The sequence below is a fragment of the Rania fehmarnensis genome, from assembly GCF_056494185.1.
Map to the genome: position 1 here is coordinate 4721463 of NZ_CM151398.1, position 17864 is coordinate 4739326.

Consider the following 17864-nt stretch of genomic DNA (forward strand, 5'->3'; position numbering starts at 1 on the left):
CGCCTAGCCTTCGGCTACGGGTTAAACGATTTGACGTCAGGCGCGGGCACCGCACTCCAAGGTGTCCTCTGTTCGTCAATATTGGCTCGGCCTATATTGGCCGGATCGACGTGGGGCACACTTCATTCTGGTGGCGGGCAGGTGAACAGGTAATGATCATTCCTAATGGCTTGATGATTGGTACCGGCGAATACACAACGGGTTATGTCCATGACGGTGCCAGCCAATCAGATAAGAGTGCAGGTGTGGTAGCGCTGACCATGTTTGACCTGAGGCGACGAGGGAAAGTTGCGGAACTTTCGATGGCTGGTACTACGGGTACCAAGTTTCCTGGTATCCGCGAGCATATGCAGCGGGCCCTTGCCGACAAGTATTGCGACCTGGACATATCCTGCCGCACGTTTCCGGCAGACGACGTCGCCCGCGATCCCGATGCTTATCTGACAGCCATGGATGCGATGAGACCGGGCGACTTTGTGACCATCTTCACTCCTGACAATACGCACTTCCCGATCGCGATGGCTGCCACCCAGCGACGGCTGCATGTGTTGGTAGCTAAGCCGCTGGTCAAACTCTTGGCGGAGCATCGGCGGCTCATCGAAGCGGCTCGCCAACACAACGTGTTGGTGGCCATGGAAGTGCACAAACGCTGGGATCCTATTTATGCAGATGCTCGTGATCGCATTCGCACCCTCGGCGACTTCAGCAGCTTTGCGGCCTACATGAGTCAACCCAAGACACAATTGGAGACGTTTAAGGGCTGGGCCAGCGACAGCGACATCAGCTACTACCTGAACGCTCACCATGTCGATTTTCACGCTTGGGCGCTGGCGGGCAAAGCCCTGCCGCGTTCAGTCTACGCAACCGCAGCTACTGGCATCGCCAGTTCGAAAGGCCTTAAAACCGAGGATACAATTTCGCTGCATGTCACTTGGGAAAACTTAGCTTCCGGCAACTTGGGAACGGCAACCTATACAGCCTCGTGGGTCGCTCCACCCAGCGACGTGCATTCTCAGCAACGATTCTTTTACATGGGCCAAGGCGGCGAGGTAACGGTCGATCAAGCGCACCGCGGTTACACAGTGGCGATCGACGGCCAGCGGTTTGCCTCGGCTAACCCATTGTTCATGAAATACACTCCGGGCCTAGATGGTCAATTCGCAGGTCAGTTGGCTTATGGCTATCGGAGTATTGACCTCTTTGTCGATGCGGTGATCGCTATTGGCAATGGCCACTCTCAAGTGCACGAGTTCGGAGACATTCTGGCAACTGCCGATCAGACATCGCTTGTTACTGCCATTCTGGAAGCGGGTAGAAGAAGTTTGGATTCGGGGTTGGTCCAAGAGATACACTATGACCTCAGCGGCTTACCCTGTCACATCGTCAGTCGAAACGCCCCAGATTGTTAGATTGACAGCTGTGTCTTCTTTGGCTCTACAAAGGCAAGTTGCCCTTCGCGGAGCGAAAGGAGACACTGTTGGTTTTTGCCATACCGTAGTACTCTCACGACGACCCTAGCTATATAATTTCGAGCACGCGGACACTCCGCAACATTTGCTCGTAGTAGACACGGAGGAAATCAGCGATGGCGACGAAACGGGGAAATAAAAAAGCCAAACTTCAGCGACGCACACGAGTTGGTTCCCTAATACCACACGTCAGCACGCAGCGGGCTTTGGACCGCGTACGCACGGCGTACATTGATAACAAAGATCCGGCACAAGCCAGGCGTTTGTTGCAAGAAATGGAATCACATGGGCCACTGAGTCTCGACGCGTTAAGACTCTACGTGAGCGTACTAAATGAGCTCCAGGACCTCGGTGAATACGCTCGGGCTGCGATGTTACTGGTTGAACGCACTCCTGACGATCCTGATGCAATCATGATGGCCGCCATTGGGGCGTTTGCCACCATGCAACCGGTATCGGCCATTGAATATTACGAACGGTTCTTGCAACGTGCTCCTAATCATCCTGCCGCAACAATTGCCGTGGAAGGGCTGGCTTCCTTGAGGAAGTTGTTGCCTGAGTATCTCGAGTCCTTGATCGACGATTTGCCCAAAGACTTGCCGAGGTTGGCATCTGCGGAAAAGATTTTGCACATCTTTGAGATCGGACGCTTTGATGAGGTGATCAAGCGAGCCGAAGAGCATCTGAAAAACTATCCAGCCGATGTGAGAATTCGCAATAACCTGGCCGAAGCTTGGGCGCTGAACTCTAATAGCCAGCAGGCATTGAGAGTCATCAACGAAACTCTAGATCTGGCTCCGAACAATTTCTTTGCGCGGGCCGTTCGGTGTCGCTTGGCATACTTTAACGGCCAGCCCGATCAGAGCCGGGCCGATGCCGTTGTGCTGATGACACTGCCACCGCGGCAGATCAGCGACTTAAGCAAAGCGGCTCAGTCATTTGCATTCGTCGGTCTGGATGATCGAATCGGCTGGGCCTACGAGGAGGCCAAGCGGCAGAATTGGTTGGAAGAGTGGCCCACGGATGTGGCCATGTTAACCAACTATTACGCGACCAGCCTGGCTCGCGCAGGTGACATTCAATCCGCGATTCCGCTCTGGAAGGAAGCGGTCAAGCTCACCAGCGACAAGTTAACGGCCAAATCAAATCTCGACGACTTGAAAAAGCCTCCACAAGAACAATGGGGACCAGCGTATTTTCATTTGCAAGAATGGTTTTCACGATCTCAACAAACACAGATTCGAGAGATCCTAAGCGGCATGCCAACGACTGACAATGATCGGAAGCAAGCATTCGCGGCCATCACGAAGATGACACGGGATTTCTTAGCCAAATACCCAGAAGTCGAGCGGATGATCCCCGCAATGTTAGAGCGAGGTGATTCCGCTAGCCAGCGGGTTGCCGCTCTGCTCGCCGACGAAAGTCAGCTGAGCCAAACAAAAGCCAGTTTGATCAATTACGTCCAAGGACCACGCGGAACCGATGAGGTACGTCGGATAGTCTTGATGACGTTTCTGGGAAATGGAGTTGCTTTTGAACCGCTCATTCCCTTTTACACGCGCGGCCAATTGCAGCATATCGAACCGTTTGATTTCGAGATTACATATGAGGCGAGCGAAGTCGAAGGTCGAGATGACGAGACCGATCGGCTGCTCAGCGATGCGTTTATGGCGCTAACGGCAGAAGATGGAGCCAAGGCCGAGCACATGCTGCGAAAGGTCCAACCGCCGCAAAGTGAAGAACCTGACGTCCTGAACAATTTGGCTGCTGCATTAAGTATGCAAGGTAAAGCACATGAAGCGGACGTGCTGATCGATAAAATCGTTGAGAAATTCCCCGATTATTTCTTTGGCAAAATCGTGGCAGCGAATCGCGAAATCAAACTCAAGCGATTCGACGAAGCGGAAGCCATACTGGTCCAGTTGCGACAGCGGAAGAAGCTACACGCCACCGAATTTTTGGCTTTGGCAAGAGCTTCGGTCTACACCTGTGTAGGTAAAAGACAGATCGCCCAAGCCTACTACTGGATCGACTTGCTCAAGCAATATCAACCGAACCATCCAGAGATCCCGGAACTCGAGCAACTCATCTCAGCCCAAGAGAGCCTAGGCGCCTTCTTCAAGCGGGCACTCGCGAACATATCGACGTGATTCACGAAGTCATCGTTTAACCCGTAGCCGTCAGGCGAGGTGCACCCGCTAACCCAACACTGCTAGCGTCGGACTTCTGCTGGCTTAAGACGATCACTTGCCAGCGCCAGATGCACGCCTTCGTTCGCCTAGCCTGCGGCTACGGGTTAAACGACTTGCCGGCAGGCGAGGTGCACCTGCTAACCAAACACTGCTTGCGTCGGACGTCTGCTGGCTTAAGACGATCACTTGCCAGCGCCAGATGCACGCCTTCGTTCGCCTAGCCTGCGGCCAAGGGTTAAACGACTTGCCGGCAGGCGAGGTGCACCCGCTAACCAAACACTTCTAGCGTCGGACGTCTGCTGGCTTAAGACGGTCACTTGCCAGCGCCAGATGCACGCCTTCGTTCGCCTAGCCTGCGGCCTGCGGCTACGGGTTAAACGACTTGCCGGCAGGCGAGGTGCACCTGCTAACCAAACACTGCTTGCGTCGGACGTCTGCTGGCTTAAGACGATCACTTGCCAGCGCCAGATGCACGCCTTCGTTCGCCTAGCCTGCGGCTACGGGTTAAACGATTTGCCGCCAGGCGAGGTGCACCTGCTAACCCAACACTGCTAGCGTCGAACGTCTGCGTGCTTAAAGCGATCACTTGCCACCGCCAGATGCACGCCTGCGGTCGCCTAGCCTGCGGCTACGGGTTAAACGACTTGCCGGCAGGTAGCCACAACACTCCCAAGAATCCGCCTACCATTTTCGGCTAATTCATGCAAAACTTGTCTGTCGATTTGCTGGCCGGTCAATCGACAACTACTCACTGGCACTGTGTAGCAATCTGAAGCGTGAGTAAACCTCGAAAACTGGAGCGATCCGATGAGTGGCGTACGGGTATTGGTTGGCACGGCCAAGGGTGCATTTATTTTGTCGGCCGATGGCAAGCGCGAGAAATGGAACATCGAAGGACCGCTATTTGCCGGCTGGACGATTTACCATATGAAAGGCTCGCCGGTTGACTCAGGCCGGATCTATGCTTCGCAGAGCAGCGATTGGTTTGGCCAGGTCATTCAGCGATCCAATGACGGCGGCAAGACTTGGGAGCAGCCCGGCGGTGAGCCACAACCGGAATTCACCGGCCAACCTCCAGGAGCGAGCAACAAGTTTGTGTACGAAGGTGATGTCGGGACGCATATGTGGTACGACGGTACACCGCATCCCTGGGAATTCAAACGAGTTTGGCATCTTGAGCCGTCGCTAACAGATATCGATGTCGTGTATGCGGGTGTTGAAGACGCAGCTTTGTTTCGTTCGGATGACGGCGCGCAGACTTGGCAAGAGCTGCCCGGTCTCCGCGCTCAACGCGGCTCGGAGTGGCAGCCAGGTGCGGGAGGGTTGGGTCTGCATACGATTCTGCTAGATCCGACTAATCCCAACAGGATTTATGTGGCTATCTCGGCTGCCGGAGCCTTTCGAACCGATGACGGCGGAACAACATGGAAGCCGATCAATCGCGGATTGAAATCAAGGTATATTCCCGACCAGGAAGCGGAAATCGGCCACTGCGTCCATCGGCTGGCCCTGCACCCTTCGCGCCCCGACGTGGTCTTCATGCAGTTGCATTGGAACGTTATGCGAACCGATAACGCAGGCGACTTGTGGACAAACATCAGCGGAAACTTGCCGACCGATTTCGGCTTCCCGATCGAAGTACATCCGCGTGAACCCGAAACAATTTTCGTGGTGCCGATCAAGAGCGATTCGGAACACTATGTCCATGAAGGCAAGCTGCGCGTGTATCGCAGCCGCACTGGTGGCACGGTCTGGGAACCACTGACCAACGGCTTGCCACAAGAGAATTGCTACGTAAATATCCTCAGAGATGCCATGGCAACTGATACTTTGGACGAGTGCGGCATCTACTTTGGAACAACGGGCGGACAAGTTTACGTCTCGCCCGACGGCGGCGATCACTGGAAAGCCATCGTCCATGACTTACCGCGTGTACTTTCCGTTGAGGTCCAGACATTGCCATGACGCGGTACTCCATCCGGGTCGTCATGCCATTTCATCTGCAGACACTAGCGAAGGTCGGTAGCGAGATTGCGTTGCAGATCGACGCCCCCGCCACGCATGCTTCGGTCATCGATGCCCTTGAGTTAGCTTACCCAACTCTGCGCGGTACCATACGCGATCACGTCACCAAGCAGCGCCGGCCGCTGCTGCGGTACTTTGTATGTTCCAAAGACGTGTCGCATGAACCAGTCGACACGCCGCTGCCCAAAGCGGTGTTAACCGGAGTTGAACCGTTCATCATCTGGGGCGCCATCGCCGGCGGATAGTCTCCTTTCGCTCCGCGAAAGGCCAGCGGCACCACGCAAGTACTCTCTTCTTCGTCCCTACGCTCCGCGAAAGGCCGCTTACCTTTTGCGGAGCAAAAGGAGACACTCTGCCGCCTGGAGAGTCTATACTAGCGCTCCCCAAATCTAATAGCTTTGTTTAAGGCGGACATCGCATGCGATTATTACTTGCCTCTCTCTTTTTCAGCTTGGCCATCTCTCCACTGGCCGCAATAGCGGCCGAGAACGCGACAACTGCGGGCACTTTTACCGTCGAGCATCCCACGTTGCATCATCTAGGATTCGAATGGTCTATCCAAGGAGATGACAATCGCAATTCGAAGGTCGATGTCAAGTTCCGTGAAGTGGGTGCCACAGATTGGCGGCAGGCCCTGCCGCTAGTTCGTATGGGAGGCGAGAAAATATATCGCCGCCGAGAAAATCTTGAATACACGGTGCCCCATGGGTTCGCGGGCAGCATCCTGAACTTGAAACCGGGTACGCGGTATGAATGCGATTTCAACCTGACCGATCCCGACGGCGTCCAAGGACAAGCCTCACACACAACTATCGTCGAAACCCGAACCGAGCCTCAACCCTTTAGTGGTGGCCGTACCCTGCACGTCTATCCGATCGATCATGTTGGCCCCAAGCAAGAGCCCAACTATTCCTGTCTTATGGAAGCCTACTATGGAGCGGGACTGGGTGACTGGAATATGGTTTGGGAACGACGTGTTCAACCAGGCGATACGATTGTAATGCATGCCGGTATGTATCGATCGGAACGCACCAACTATGTCGACCCCATGATGACACCCTTTGATGGCACCATGCCGCTTACGATCAAAGCTACACCCGACAAGCCGATAACGATCAAGAGCGCGGGGGACGGCGATGTCGTGTTCGATGGCGATGGCAATCATCGCGTTTTTGATGTCATGGCTTCGCAGTACCACATCTTTGATGGAATCACGATCCGCAATACCGATGTAGGCATCTTCGCTGGTCAGAAGGAAGTGCTGGGCGCGATCGGCTTGACAGTCAAGAACTGTCGCTTTGAAAACGTGGGTTTTGGCGTGTGGACTGAGTTCGCGGGCTCGAGTGACTTTTACATTGCGGACAATATCTTCCTGGGGCGCGATGATCGCTTTCGCTTGATCGGCTGGACGGGACCGCTGTGGGCCAGCGCCGGTCCGTATGGATCCCATCGGGTCACCAGTTACTACGCCGTGAAAGTTTATGGTACCGGTCATGTGATCGCTCACAACTCGATCGCTTACTTTCATGATGCAATTGGAGTGTCGACCTACGGCACACCACCTGGTGATCCGCACCATCGAGCTTCCGCGATTGATATCTACAACAACGATATGCACATGCTGAACGATGACTTTGTGGAAACCGATGGCGGAGTCCACAATATTCGCGTGCTGAACAATCGCGGTGTCAATGCGGCTCATGGTGGTTACAGTTCACAGCCTGTGTTTGGTGGCCCGGCTTACTTTATTGGCAACATCGCTTACCATGTTCCCAGCGGAGTAGCGTTCAAATTTTCTGCCAAGGCTGCCGGCGTGTTTGCGTATCACAATACGCTCATCTGTGAACAAGTCGCCAAAGACCCGACGTCCAATATGCATTACCGCAATAACCTCTTTCTCGGTCGCGACACGCCAGATCGAGGCATTATGACTTGGGCCAACGCCACAGACGCCTATAGCAGCGACTACAACGGTTATCGCCCCAACCAAGGTGTCCAGGCGCAATACACCTGGCTCGGCCCTAAACCAGGTCAAACGTTTTACGAACCTACGAATAGTGACTGGCAGATCTTTGGTACTTTGAAAGAGTTTAGCCAAGGGACCAATCAAGAACAGCACGGCATCGAAGTCGACTTCGATGTATTCGCTTCCAATCTGCAGCCACCCAATCCTAAAGAGCGGCACGCTGTCTATCATGCCGTGGATCTCGATTTTCAGCTGGCTTCAGGCGCAGCTGCCATCGATGCCGGCGAAGTTATTCCCACAGTTAACGAAGACTATGCTGGCCAGGCACCTGACCTGGGCGCGCTGGAACAGGGCAAGCCACTACCGGTGTGGGGAGCTCGCTGGCTAAAGGCGCAACCCTTCTATCGATAGTCGCTTCACTGTCACCTCCACCGCGCAGCGGGGGAGGTCGCAGACGAGGCGTTCAGCCTTCGTCTGCGGGAGGGGGCACTGCACCAGGCAAGACTTCTGCGGTTAGGCTATTGGCTGGCGGAACTCTGCTTCATGACAACCTGAGCGGGATTGATGGCTTGGTACTTACCTTTATTGGCGGTAATCTCAAACGCCTGAGGCACCGATTCGATACCCTGCAGCACATGCGTGATTGTCGACTCCAGCTGTATTCGGCCCGACGCAACTAAACGTACAGTATGTTCCAGATGGGCCCTGGTGCTTATATCGGGGAATAAGTAACGCAGACTACGTTCACGCAGCAAGTCGATGTTCATCTCCAATGGCGCGCCGAACCAGGATACGCCGATCAGCTTGCCTCCAGAGCGTACGGCATCGATCGCTTGGCGCAGCGAAGTGGTACCGGCCAGGCCCTGCTTGGGACTCCCCCCTGCGCATTCGAAAGCGATATCGGCGCCGTTACCTTCGGTCAAATCTCGAATCGCCGCTACCACATCGCAGTTCTTGGCGTTTAATGCGTGATCTGCTCCTAGTTCCTTGGAGATCCGGCAGGATTCTTCACGCACGTCGACAGTGATGATTCGCCCGGCCCCGCTTATGCGGGCAACTTGCAAGCACTCCAGCCCCATCGTGCCTTGTCCAAAGATAACCACCGAGTCACCCATTTGAATGCCGGCAGTTTCCACAGCCGCGATACTATCGCTGAGCGATTGCAGACAAGCAGCCTGACTATCCGAGATGCAATCGTCAACAGCGACCAGCGCGATTTCCGGCAACAGTGCAATTTCGCTGAAGCACCCGGGTTGATCAAAACCGATTACCGGACCGCGTCGACAGAGAAAACTTCTCTCCGACAAACACAGCGGGCAGCTTTCGCAAGGCAGCTTGGCCCGGGCTGCTATGCGGTCACCTACTCGAAACCGTTCCACGCCTGGCCCGACTTCGATGATGCGCGCACAGAACTCGTGACCAAACAATTGAATCGGAGCTTCCTCCTGTAATCGGCGTTTCACTCGGTCGTACGCTAACGTGGGAATACCAAAAGCCAATTGGGCCTCAGTTACACTGGGCTGGACGCACAACGGCTCAACTAATACATGCCGCGGTTGCACAGCGGGTACGGGAATATCATCCAGGCGAAAGTCGCCAAAATCATAGAATCGCCAAGCTTTCATCGATCGTCCCTCAGTTGCTATTGGTCTGCGCCTGATTCAAGGCTGACTGCGCAATCATCGCACGCGTCTGCATTACGCTCGATGCATACAACGAAATTTCTGTAACGTATGGCAATCTGGCGCTACGAGACCGCGATTCCCCCCGGCTGACATCACGACTTCGGCAACGTACAAGTCACCGTGACTATCCAGACATAGATCGTGAGGCGCAAAAAAATCGCCAGCAGCGCAAGGTGTGTCGCCACCTCCCCATCGACTGAGCAGTTGGCCATCGGAACTATAGATACTGATGCGGCCGCCCGTTGCATCTGCACGTGGCGGCGAGGTCCCCGGCCACATACCCGCTCGATATCCCAGCTCAGCGACAAGGATCCGCCCAGCTTTATCCAGGACAACCTGGCATGGACGAGCGATATCCTGCCACTGTCGCAGAAATTCACCCGTGGGCGAAAAGAACTGCAAGCGACTGTTCTCGCGATCAGCCACGATCACTGTTCCATCATCATCGATGGCCAGTCCATGTGGCACGCGAAATTCGCCGGGAGCCGTGCCAGGCGACCCCCATGACTGCAACAATTGCCCCGTCGGTGAAAAGCGGTGGATCCGCGCGTTGCCGTAGCCGTCGGATACATAGATGTCGCCCTCGGGCCCCAAAGCTACATTGGTGGGGAAGTAAAACGGCGGGCCTGCACGTTCAATAGTACGGAAGTCAATACTCGTAGCTCCAGTTTTCGATGGTTGGCCACTGGTGCCCATGGTCATAATCAACTGACCGTCGGGCGTAAATTTTCGGACCGTATGATCGAGGTCATCGGTGCAGTAGACCATATCGTCTGGCCCAATCGTAATCCCGTGCGGTCGAGCAAAAACGCCTTCTCCCCATGAACGCAGGAAGTTGCCTTGGCAGTCAAAGACAATCACGGGATGGTCGCCGCGATTAAACACAAAGACCCGATCTTGTGAATCGACGGCAATGGCGGTGACTTCGGTCCACGTATAGCCGATGGGCAACTTTGCCCAATGATCGTCGGGTGTATAACCTGCCTGGCGGCAAACCGTTTCCGCCTGCGTCAATGATGGTGAATTGCTAAGCACGCCGAACGGTCCATTTCGCTTGAAGAGAGATCTTGAATCAACAGGTAGTTACTACAAAGATTGTTCGTTATTTGCCACGCGGCAGGGCCAGCTCTACAAAGGTAGCGTCTCACCCCAGCGATTCATCTGCTGGCTCAGGTAGATAACAAGCCACAATCGCGGCCGGCACAAACAGACAGCCCGCATATAAAAGGGCTACTCGATAGTCGCCGACCTTTGTCAGCAGCCCAAATGCTACGGTCCCCAGCCCAGCTACAATGCGACCAATGTTATAGCAAAACCCAGCACCGGTCGTTCGCAGCAAGGTCGGAAACAGTGGCGGCAAATACATCGTGAATAAAGCGAATACGCCGTGACACATGCCAATGGCCGCCAACCCATACCACATCGCATTTGGATCACGTGCGTTGAAGTACGTCAAGAACATGGCTACGAAATAGAATCCACACAGCAGCGCGATCGTTCGACGATATCGCAGATACTGGGCGAGCCAACCGGCGACGAAATTCCCAGTGATCGAAGATAACATGACTAGCCAAACAATCTGGCTGACATACTGACTCAGCTTGACTTCGTCCCAGCCCAACGTTACTCCGAGATTGCGGATGTGCTGCAAGTGCCAGAACATAAAGGCCCAGTGTCCCGTTAGCGCTAACGTACAGACGGTCAGCGTCAGCAAAGTCGTCCGCAGGACTGCGCCGCGAAACAAATCGAAGAACTGAGGTTGCAATCCAAAGGCGTTCCGTCGAGCTGTGTGCCATTCCTCCGGTTCCGGCACTGCGCGTCGAATCCACAGTACCAACAGCGCGGGCAAGATACCGACTAAGAACACGGTGCGTTTGGGATAGTCGGCCAACAGAAAATTAGCCAAGCCTGCCAGCATAACACCGAGGTTCACACCCGTCTGGAGCACGGCTGCCATCCAAGGTCGCCACGTTCGAGGCCACGTTTCCGAAATCAAGGCTGCCCCCACCGCCCACTCGCCACCAATGCCCAAGGCGGCCAAAAACCGAAAGATCAGCAACTGCCACCACGTCTGGGCGAAATACGACAACCCCGTGAACATGGCGTACGTCAAAATCGTGAGCATCAACGCGCGACTTCGCCCCAGACGATCAGCGATGCGCCCAAACACACTGCCACCCAGTGCCCAGCCGAATAAAAACGATGCCTGAATCCATGATCCGTAATACCCGACAGCTGGATCATTGGGACGCGTCGCATGAATCAGTTCGGCCACGAAAGGCGTAGCGACCAAGACGTACAAGTGCATGTCCAGGCCATCGAATAACCACCCAAGCCAAGCAGCAATGCCTGACTTCCACTGTTGCGATGATAAATCGCGGAGTCTCGGCGCGGCGTTCTCTTTGGTCTGTGAATCGAGCCCTTCGCCCATCGGTGGGCCGGCGACTTGCGTCATGGCTTCACCAGGTGCGGATGGAAGCCCTGAGTCTTCACCGCAATACGGTACAAGTCCTTGTCGATAGTGACATACAGCGAGTGTGAGTCGGCACCCGTGCCAAACTCGACATTACTTGGAATTCCTCGCCAATCATCAAAGAGACCGCTTTGATGAGATGGTCCTGTCTCGAGAAACGCTAGTTCGCGCCCCGTCGGATCGACGACCATAATACCTGGGCGGGCAAGACTGCGGCACGCGAGATAGACATTACCCTGCGAATCGACAGTCATACCGTCGCAACCGTTTTCCTTTCCAAAGTCAACCAAATCGCGGCGTGGCCCGTCCACGAGTCCATCTGAGTTCAGCGGGAACGCATAGACTTTCATGGCTCCGCGGCGTGGTTCAGGATCGGTGGGCTTCAAGCGATTGCCACCATTGTTATGGTCGCCCACATACAACGTTCGCTGATCAGGGCTCAACACGATTCCGTTTGGTTTCTCGACCTCCCTGGTTATCTCGATCACTTTGCCAGCCGGACTGAGTCGATAAACGGCCTCTCGTTCCAATTCACGTGGCTCATTACCGCCGTACCGCGGATCAGTAAAGTAGATGTTGCCCTGCAAATCTACACAGAGATCGTTCGGCGAATTGAATCGTCGCCCGTCAATGCGGTCGGCCAATGTTTCATCCTTGCCAGTCTTTATGTCCCACCGCACTAAGCGTCTTCCGCCACCATCGGCTCCATCGCACGACACCATCGATCCATCCGCCAAGAAAGCCAGACCATTGGACTTGCCCGAGCGATCGGTGAAGACCGAAACTTGATGGGACTTTGGTTCGTATCGCAAGATCATGCCTTGGTCCGCTCCAAAGGGCATGTCCGTGAAATAGATGCTCCCATCGGGAGCGACGGCCGGTCCCTCTGTTAGACCACTGTTCAGTTTGGCCTGCCGCGCATGGACGCGTTCCAGCTTGGCCCCCTCAGCGAAAATCGGATTATCCAGCGGCTGCGTAGCATCGCAGACGCTCAGCTCTATGAGACAAAACGCGACCGCCAGTGGGATGCATAACACACGACCAATCTCTATTGAATTCATGCTGAAGTCCAAATCGCAGGGGAAGTGGAAAGCCCGGTGGCTCGTTGAGTAGCTCTGTACTCTGCGGTGGGACGATCAGCATAACGGCGTTCAGAAGGGAAAAGCAACAGCCTTAACCCAATCCCCCTGCATGTTCGTGGAAAAAGGCAGGAGAGATCTCTTGGGATTTTGTGGCTGCGCACAGCCTCACCCGCATGGCCGGGAAACCACGGGAGATACTTTACATGTAAACTATCTTAGCAAGAATATTAGACGCGGACTCGCCGACCGCTGCGTGCTGCCTCTTCGATCGCGACCATCAGTCGGACGTCTTGCAGACCCTCTTGTCCGGGTGTCCGGGGCTCTCGCGAATCGAGGATGCAGCGCGAGAAGTGATCCATTTCAGCAGCGAAGTGATTCTCGGGGATGATGTCTTCTTCGAGCGTACCGGAGCTGGTATGAATTTTCAAACGCTGGCCGCGATAGGCAAATGCATCCTCCAGTTCTATCACTCCATCGATGCACTCAATTCGATAGTAGCGACTTTCGGCCGCCCCAAAACAACAGCCGCAGTGGGCCAACACGCCATCCGGATATCGCAGGCTGAACGAAACGCTCTCGGGTACTTCTCGGAAGCGCGGATCATCTGCTGGTTGGAAACTGTCGGCTTCGACCTCGATGGGTTCCTGACCCGTGATATAACGGGTCGCATTGAGACAATAGATGCCAATGTCGCCCAGTGGGCCTCCTGCCAACTCTGCGCTCAGTCGGATGTTGGGCGGATTGACTACTTGGGCATTGGTGGCGATGATGCTCCGAATCTTGCCGAACTTCTTATTCTGGCAAAGCTCGATGACACGTTGATTGAAGGGCTCGTAACGCAAGCGGTAAGCGATCATCAACTTGCGATCGGCGGCTTGCGCTGCGCTGATCATCTGCTCGCATTCTTCGATTGAAGCCGCCATGGGCTTTTCGCACAAAACGTGCTTGCCCACGTTGAGTGCGCGAATTGTGAATTCGGCATGCATGCTGTTGGGCAAGATGATATAGACCACCTCTACTTTTTCGACCTCTGCCAGGCGTTCATAGTTGTCGTAGTTGAAGATATTCTTCTGATCAATACCATACGCTTCTGCGACACGAGTGGCCTTATCCGGGTGGCCGCTGACCAAAGCCACGGGTGTGGAATACTTCGCCAGAGCGAACGCAGGCATCACTTCTTCAAGAGCCAGCTTGCCCAGAGCCACGATAGCCCATCCCACCTTGCGTTGGATCACTTTGGGTAACTCCAGGTTAGGCGGTTGCTTGTCGGGCGGCGCAAGAGGAGGATCGTCGGCTGCGTGACTGAGCACTCCCGAAACCAACCCGGTCCCCACTACGCCCGAGGTTGCCAGGAAATGTCGACGACTAGTTTGAAGTGAAAACTGTGACATGATCGTGGCCAAACTCCGACAAAGTCTTAGGTAGGAATGGTGCGATTGCCAATATGCACAACTTATTCCGACTCACTACTGCTACGCGGCTGATTTTCCGTGCCATGCCAATTGATCAGGAACAAACCAACCTGTAAGAACACGAGGGCGTAGGCTTGGCTGAACATTCCCCAGACGATCCACAGCAGATTACTCAGAATGAATAAGCGAAAGCCCCAACGCCGCGGCGCAGGGCGAGGCGAGGTGACCAGCCAGGCAGCCGCTAGCGTAACTAGCATGGCTGGCCACTGAACCAAACTCAGAATACCAACTCCGATGAGCGTTACCTTTGCTAAGTGTTCAGAGGAATTACAGACATCGCTGAGTGCCGACTCCGATAGCTTCGGAATCGCAAACCCATCCGCGGCAGTTAGAAGCAAGTCGGATGCCAAGCTACCTAGGTGGCGATCCGCCTGTCACGAACGCCGTGTTATAGCACTCGATTCTCCGGCAACGTTGGCAGCAGGCGCAGCAATTGCTATATCCGCGTGATTGAGTTCCAAACGTAAACGAAGACTATGTCGAAATGCTACCGATTAGTGAACGCAATGCAGCAGGTTCCAAATCCTCGACTTCAATCTCGCAAGCTAGCTGTGCGAATCGTCACCTTTATCGGCATCTTATTGCCGTTGCTGGGCGTGCTGATTGCGCCCTTCGTTGTTTGGGGTTGGGGATTCCATTGGACAGATCTGTGGCTGCTGTTGGGTATGTATGTTATTACGGTCCTGGGGATCACAGTCGGCTTTCATCGACTGTTCGTGCATAAGTCTTTTGAGACCTTTACTTGGATGAAGTTTGTGTGGGTAGTGCTGGGCTCGATGGCGGTTCAGGGTCCACTCTTTCGCTGGGTGGCCAGGCATAGGACGCACCACCTTCACGCAGATACGCCGAACGATCCCCACTCACCTCACCACGAGGGTAGCGGTATCCTGGGCGTGCTAAAAGGCTTCTGGCATGCCCACGTCGGTTGGCTCTTTGCCCGCGAACCGGTCGACCTGGAGCGTTACATCAAAGACCTAAAAGCTAGTCGTGCACTGGTGGTCGCCAGTCGGCTTTTTCCGCTGTGGGTTACGCTTAGCCTCCTCTTGCCGGCAACTTTGGGTGGGCTCATTTCAGGCACTTGGACTGGATTCATAACCGGATTTGTCTGGGGTGGCTTGGTACGCATTTTCCTGGTGCACCATGTCACGTGGAGCGTCAACTCGGCGTGCCATCTGTGGGGTCAGCGACCGTATAAGAGCAACGATCAAAGTCGCAACAACTTTCTGTTCGGCATTCTGGCTCTTGGTGAAGGCTGGCACAACACTCACCATGCGTTTCCGACTTCCGCGCGGCATGGCCTGCGTTGGTGGCAAATCGACGTGAGTTACTGGGTTATTCGTCTCTTGGAGCTGCTCGGCCTGGCTTGGAACATTAAACTGCCTAGCAGAGAGCTTCAAGGCGATCGAAGCCGCCGTTGATTGGCGGGGAAACTCTTGCCAACACGTTCACATTTCAGTGCATTCAAAAGCATGGCACAGAAATAGCTCAGCTGTACTTCCACCGTACTCTTTCGATATCGAAGTAACGTTTGGAGACATCAAAGTGAACAAGCTACCCCTATCTGAGAAAACGATTGCATTTCTCGCGACCGATGGCTTTGAGCAAGTTGAATTGACCAAACCGTGGGAAGCCATCAAGGCGGCCGGTGCGCAAGTGCATCTCGTATCGGTCAAGTCAGGCAAGATACAAGGGGTTCATCACGACAAGCCTGGCGATGAATTCCGAGTGGACAAACTGGTCAGCCAAGTATCAGCAGAAGATTATGATGGCCTGGTGTTACCGGGCGGTGTTTTCAATCCGGACGCCCTTCGTGTAAATGAAGAAGCGGTCGACTTTGTGCGTGACTTCTTCAAACAACAAAAGCCAGTCGCCGCCATTTGCCATGGTCCATGGATGCTGGTCGAAGCCGGTGTAGTGCAGGGCCGCCAGTTAACCAGCTGGCCCAGTGTCAAAACCGACCTGACGAACGCTGGCGCTCAGTGGGTCGACGAAGAATGCGTCTGCGATAACGGTTTAGTCACCAGTCGCAGCCCGGACGACCTGCCAGCGTTTTGCGATAAAGCGATCGAGGAATTCGCCGAAGGCCGACATGCCGACCAGCATGCATAAGCCGATCACTTAAAGCGGGCGTGAAATGGAAGCAACTGAGCACGTGGACGCGTCCACGTGCTTAGACATGTTGGCGCCCCTGATGATGGTGATACCTTTTCATCATTGGCTTGTCCGTGGTTCCATGAAGAAGAATACTCAGCACAATTGTGATTACACAGCAATCGGCAATTATCGCCAGGTCCGCCGAATGTTCGTCAGCAACGCCCAAATTAACAGCGTGAGACAGGTAATATAGCGTACCAATGCCACGGATGCCAAACCAGGCGATCAGCGCTCGCTGCGTTAGGCTAACCGATCGAACGTGCAAGGATGTTAAAACGCAAATAGGTCGGATCGCCGTGATCAGCACGCAAGCGAATACCCAGATCCGCCAGTCGGCCAGGTTGGTGCGATGTATCAGCGCCCCGATCACGAAGACCAAAAACACTTTGGCGATCTGCTCGAGGGCCGCACCAACTTCTGTTTGCTCTTGCACCAGCGCGGCGGGTGGATTGTCAATCTGGGAATCGGTGGAAGCGTCGACGGAAGATTCATCTGCGTTCATCTCGATGCGTCGAAGACTAATGGCCGCTCCAAAAACTGCCAGAAATGCATACGTATGGAAGACCAGTGCGCTTCCATAGATGATGGCGATCATTCCGATCGTCAACAATTCCTCACTTGACCCTTTGCCTTCGCCCAGTTTTCGAAACCATAACATGCAGCGGCCAAGCAAGTGACCGCCGACCACTCCGATCAGTACGCCCCCACAAATCTTCCAGATCAAGTCAACCAGTATCCATTTCCACAGGGCATATCCAAGTTCGTGTGCAACAGGACTGATCAGGCCAATCGCTAGCAGCACAAACGGGAAGGCAGTTCCATCGTTCAAGCCCGCTTCACCAGTCAAGCTCTGACGCAAACGATCGCCATCACTGGCATCGTGGACCTGAATCTTATCTGCCAAAACCGGATCCGTGGGCGCCAGAACGGCACCGAGCAGTAGGGCCAGCGGCAGTGGCAGGCCTAGCAGCTGACTGGCAAACAGGGCTACGCTTCCAATCGTTAGCGCCATAGTAACAGTTGCCAGTACGATGGGTGCCTTCCAGCGTCCGCTGCGCAATGGGATCCGCATCTTTATACCAGTCGCATATAGCGAGATGATCACCGCAATTTCGCTGGCAATCTCCAACACGGGCGCGTGCGCAATTAAATCGATATCGACCAAATCCAAGCACCATGGACCAGCCACGAGCCCGCCCAACAACTGCAGATGCACAGGCGCTAGCCATGAATTCTTCAGGAGCGGTTCCAACGCACTTACAAAGACGAGCAGTACACCAATCAACATGTACCACTGGATGGAGTCGCTCAGCACTACAAATTCCCATTTCCAAGAAGCTGAATCG

General features: G+C 54.6%; 14 protein-coding genes. 7 read left to right on the forward strand and 7 right to left on the reverse strand.

Annotated features, from left to right (window positions below):
- Window positions 1-152 precede the first annotated feature (152 nt).
- The 5 genes from SH573x_RS16045 to SH573x_RS16065 all read left to right on the forward strand — a co-directional run bounded on the left by SH573x_RS16045 (window position 153) and on the right by SH573x_RS16065 (window position 8063).
- Window positions 153-1409: a Gfo/Idh/MocA family protein gene (locus SH573x_RS16045; protein ID WP_479348605.1), complete on the forward strand. Its 1257-nt coding sequence runs from the start codon at window positions 153-155 to the stop codon at window positions 1407-1409.
- 176 nt (window positions 1410-1585) lie between these two features.
- A complete protein-coding gene (locus SH573x_RS16050; RefSeq protein WP_479348606.1) occupies window positions 1586-3619 on the forward strand; it encodes a tetratricopeptide repeat protein in 2034 nt (677 codons plus the stop codon).
- Window positions 3620-4468: 849 nt separating this feature from the next.
- On the forward strand, window positions 4469-5626 hold the full coding sequence (locus tag SH573x_RS16055; RefSeq protein ID WP_479348607.1) for a WD40/YVTN/BNR-like repeat-containing protein: 1158 nt from the start codon (window positions 4469-4471) through the stop codon (window positions 5624-5626).
- The gene (locus tag SH573x_RS16060) at window positions 5623-5931 is read left to right on the forward strand and encodes a ubiquitin family protein (RefSeq protein WP_479348608.1); all 309 of its coding nucleotides are present in this window, start codon (window positions 5623-5625) and stop codon (window positions 5929-5931) included. The genes SH573x_RS16055 and SH573x_RS16060 overlap by 4 nt, the downstream gene beginning before the upstream one ends.
- A gap of 173 nt (window positions 5932-6104) precedes the next feature.
- Window positions 6105-8063 carry a right-handed parallel beta-helix repeat-containing protein gene (locus SH573x_RS16065; RefSeq protein ID WP_479348609.1) on the forward strand — a complete coding sequence of 653 codons (1959 nt, stop codon included), beginning with the start codon at window positions 6105-6107 and terminating at the stop codon, window positions 8061-8063.
- A 107-nt stretch (window positions 8064-8170) separates the two neighbouring features.
- Here the strand turns inward: SH573x_RS16065 and SH573x_RS16070 are convergent, their stop codons facing one another.
- From SH573x_RS16070 to SH573x_RS16095, 6 genes are all read right to left on the reverse strand, one after another.
- A complete protein-coding gene (locus SH573x_RS16070) occupies window positions 8171-9277 on the reverse strand; it encodes a zinc-dependent alcohol dehydrogenase (protein WP_479348610.1) in 1107 nt (368 codons plus the stop codon).
- A gap of 72 nt (window positions 9278-9349) precedes the next feature.
- Window positions 9350-10372: a peptidyl-alpha-hydroxyglycine alpha-amidating lyase family protein gene (locus SH573x_RS16075; protein ID WP_479348611.1), complete on the reverse strand. Its 1023-nt coding sequence runs from the start codon at window positions 10370-10372 to the stop codon at window positions 9350-9352.
- Window positions 10373-10481: 109 nt separating this feature from the next.
- Complete coding sequence (locus tag SH573x_RS16080; RefSeq protein WP_479348612.1) at window positions 10482-11792, reverse strand: MFS transporter; 1311 nt, start codon at window positions 11790-11792, stop codon at window positions 10482-10484.
- Window positions 11789-12871: an SMP-30/gluconolactonase/LRE family protein gene (locus tag SH573x_RS16085; RefSeq protein ID WP_479348613.1), complete on the reverse strand. Its 1083-nt coding sequence runs from the start codon at window positions 12869-12871 to the stop codon at window positions 11789-11791. Before SH573x_RS16085 ends, SH573x_RS16080 begins: the two co-directional genes overlap by 4 nt.
- Before the next feature lie 248 nt (window positions 12872-13119).
- Window positions 13120-14283, reverse strand: coding sequence for a Gfo/Idh/MocA family protein (locus SH573x_RS16090; RefSeq protein ID WP_479348614.1), 1164 nt, complete (start codon window positions 14281-14283; stop codon window positions 13120-13122).
- A gap of 62 nt (window positions 14284-14345) precedes the next feature.
- On the reverse strand, window positions 14346-14702 hold the full coding sequence (locus SH573x_RS16095) for a hypothetical protein (protein WP_479348615.1): 357 nt from the start codon (window positions 14700-14702) through the stop codon (window positions 14346-14348).
- A 168-nt stretch (window positions 14703-14870) separates the two neighbouring features.
- On the opposite strand from SH573x_RS16095, the gene SH573x_RS16100 reads away from it, so the two are divergent.
- Together SH573x_RS16100 and SH573x_RS16105 are read left to right on the forward strand one after the other, a co-directional pair.
- Window positions 14871-15782, forward strand: a complete 912-nt coding sequence (locus SH573x_RS16100; RefSeq protein WP_479348617.1) for an acyl-CoA desaturase — start codon at window positions 14871-14873, stop codon at window positions 15780-15782.
- Between the two features lie 124 nt (window positions 15783-15906).
- Window positions 15907-16473, forward strand: coding sequence for a type 1 glutamine amidotransferase domain-containing protein (locus SH573x_RS16105; RefSeq protein ID WP_479348618.1), 567 nt, complete (start codon window positions 15907-15909; stop codon window positions 16471-16473).
- Between the two features lie 61 nt (window positions 16474-16534).
- Here the strand turns inward: SH573x_RS16105 and SH573x_RS16110 are convergent, their stop codons facing one another.
- The gene (locus tag SH573x_RS16110; protein WP_479348620.1) at window positions 16535-17833 is read right to left on the reverse strand and encodes a cation:proton antiporter domain-containing protein; all 1299 of its coding nucleotides are present in this window, start codon (window positions 17831-17833) and stop codon (window positions 16535-16537) included.
- Window positions 17834-17864: the final 31 nt, after the last annotated feature.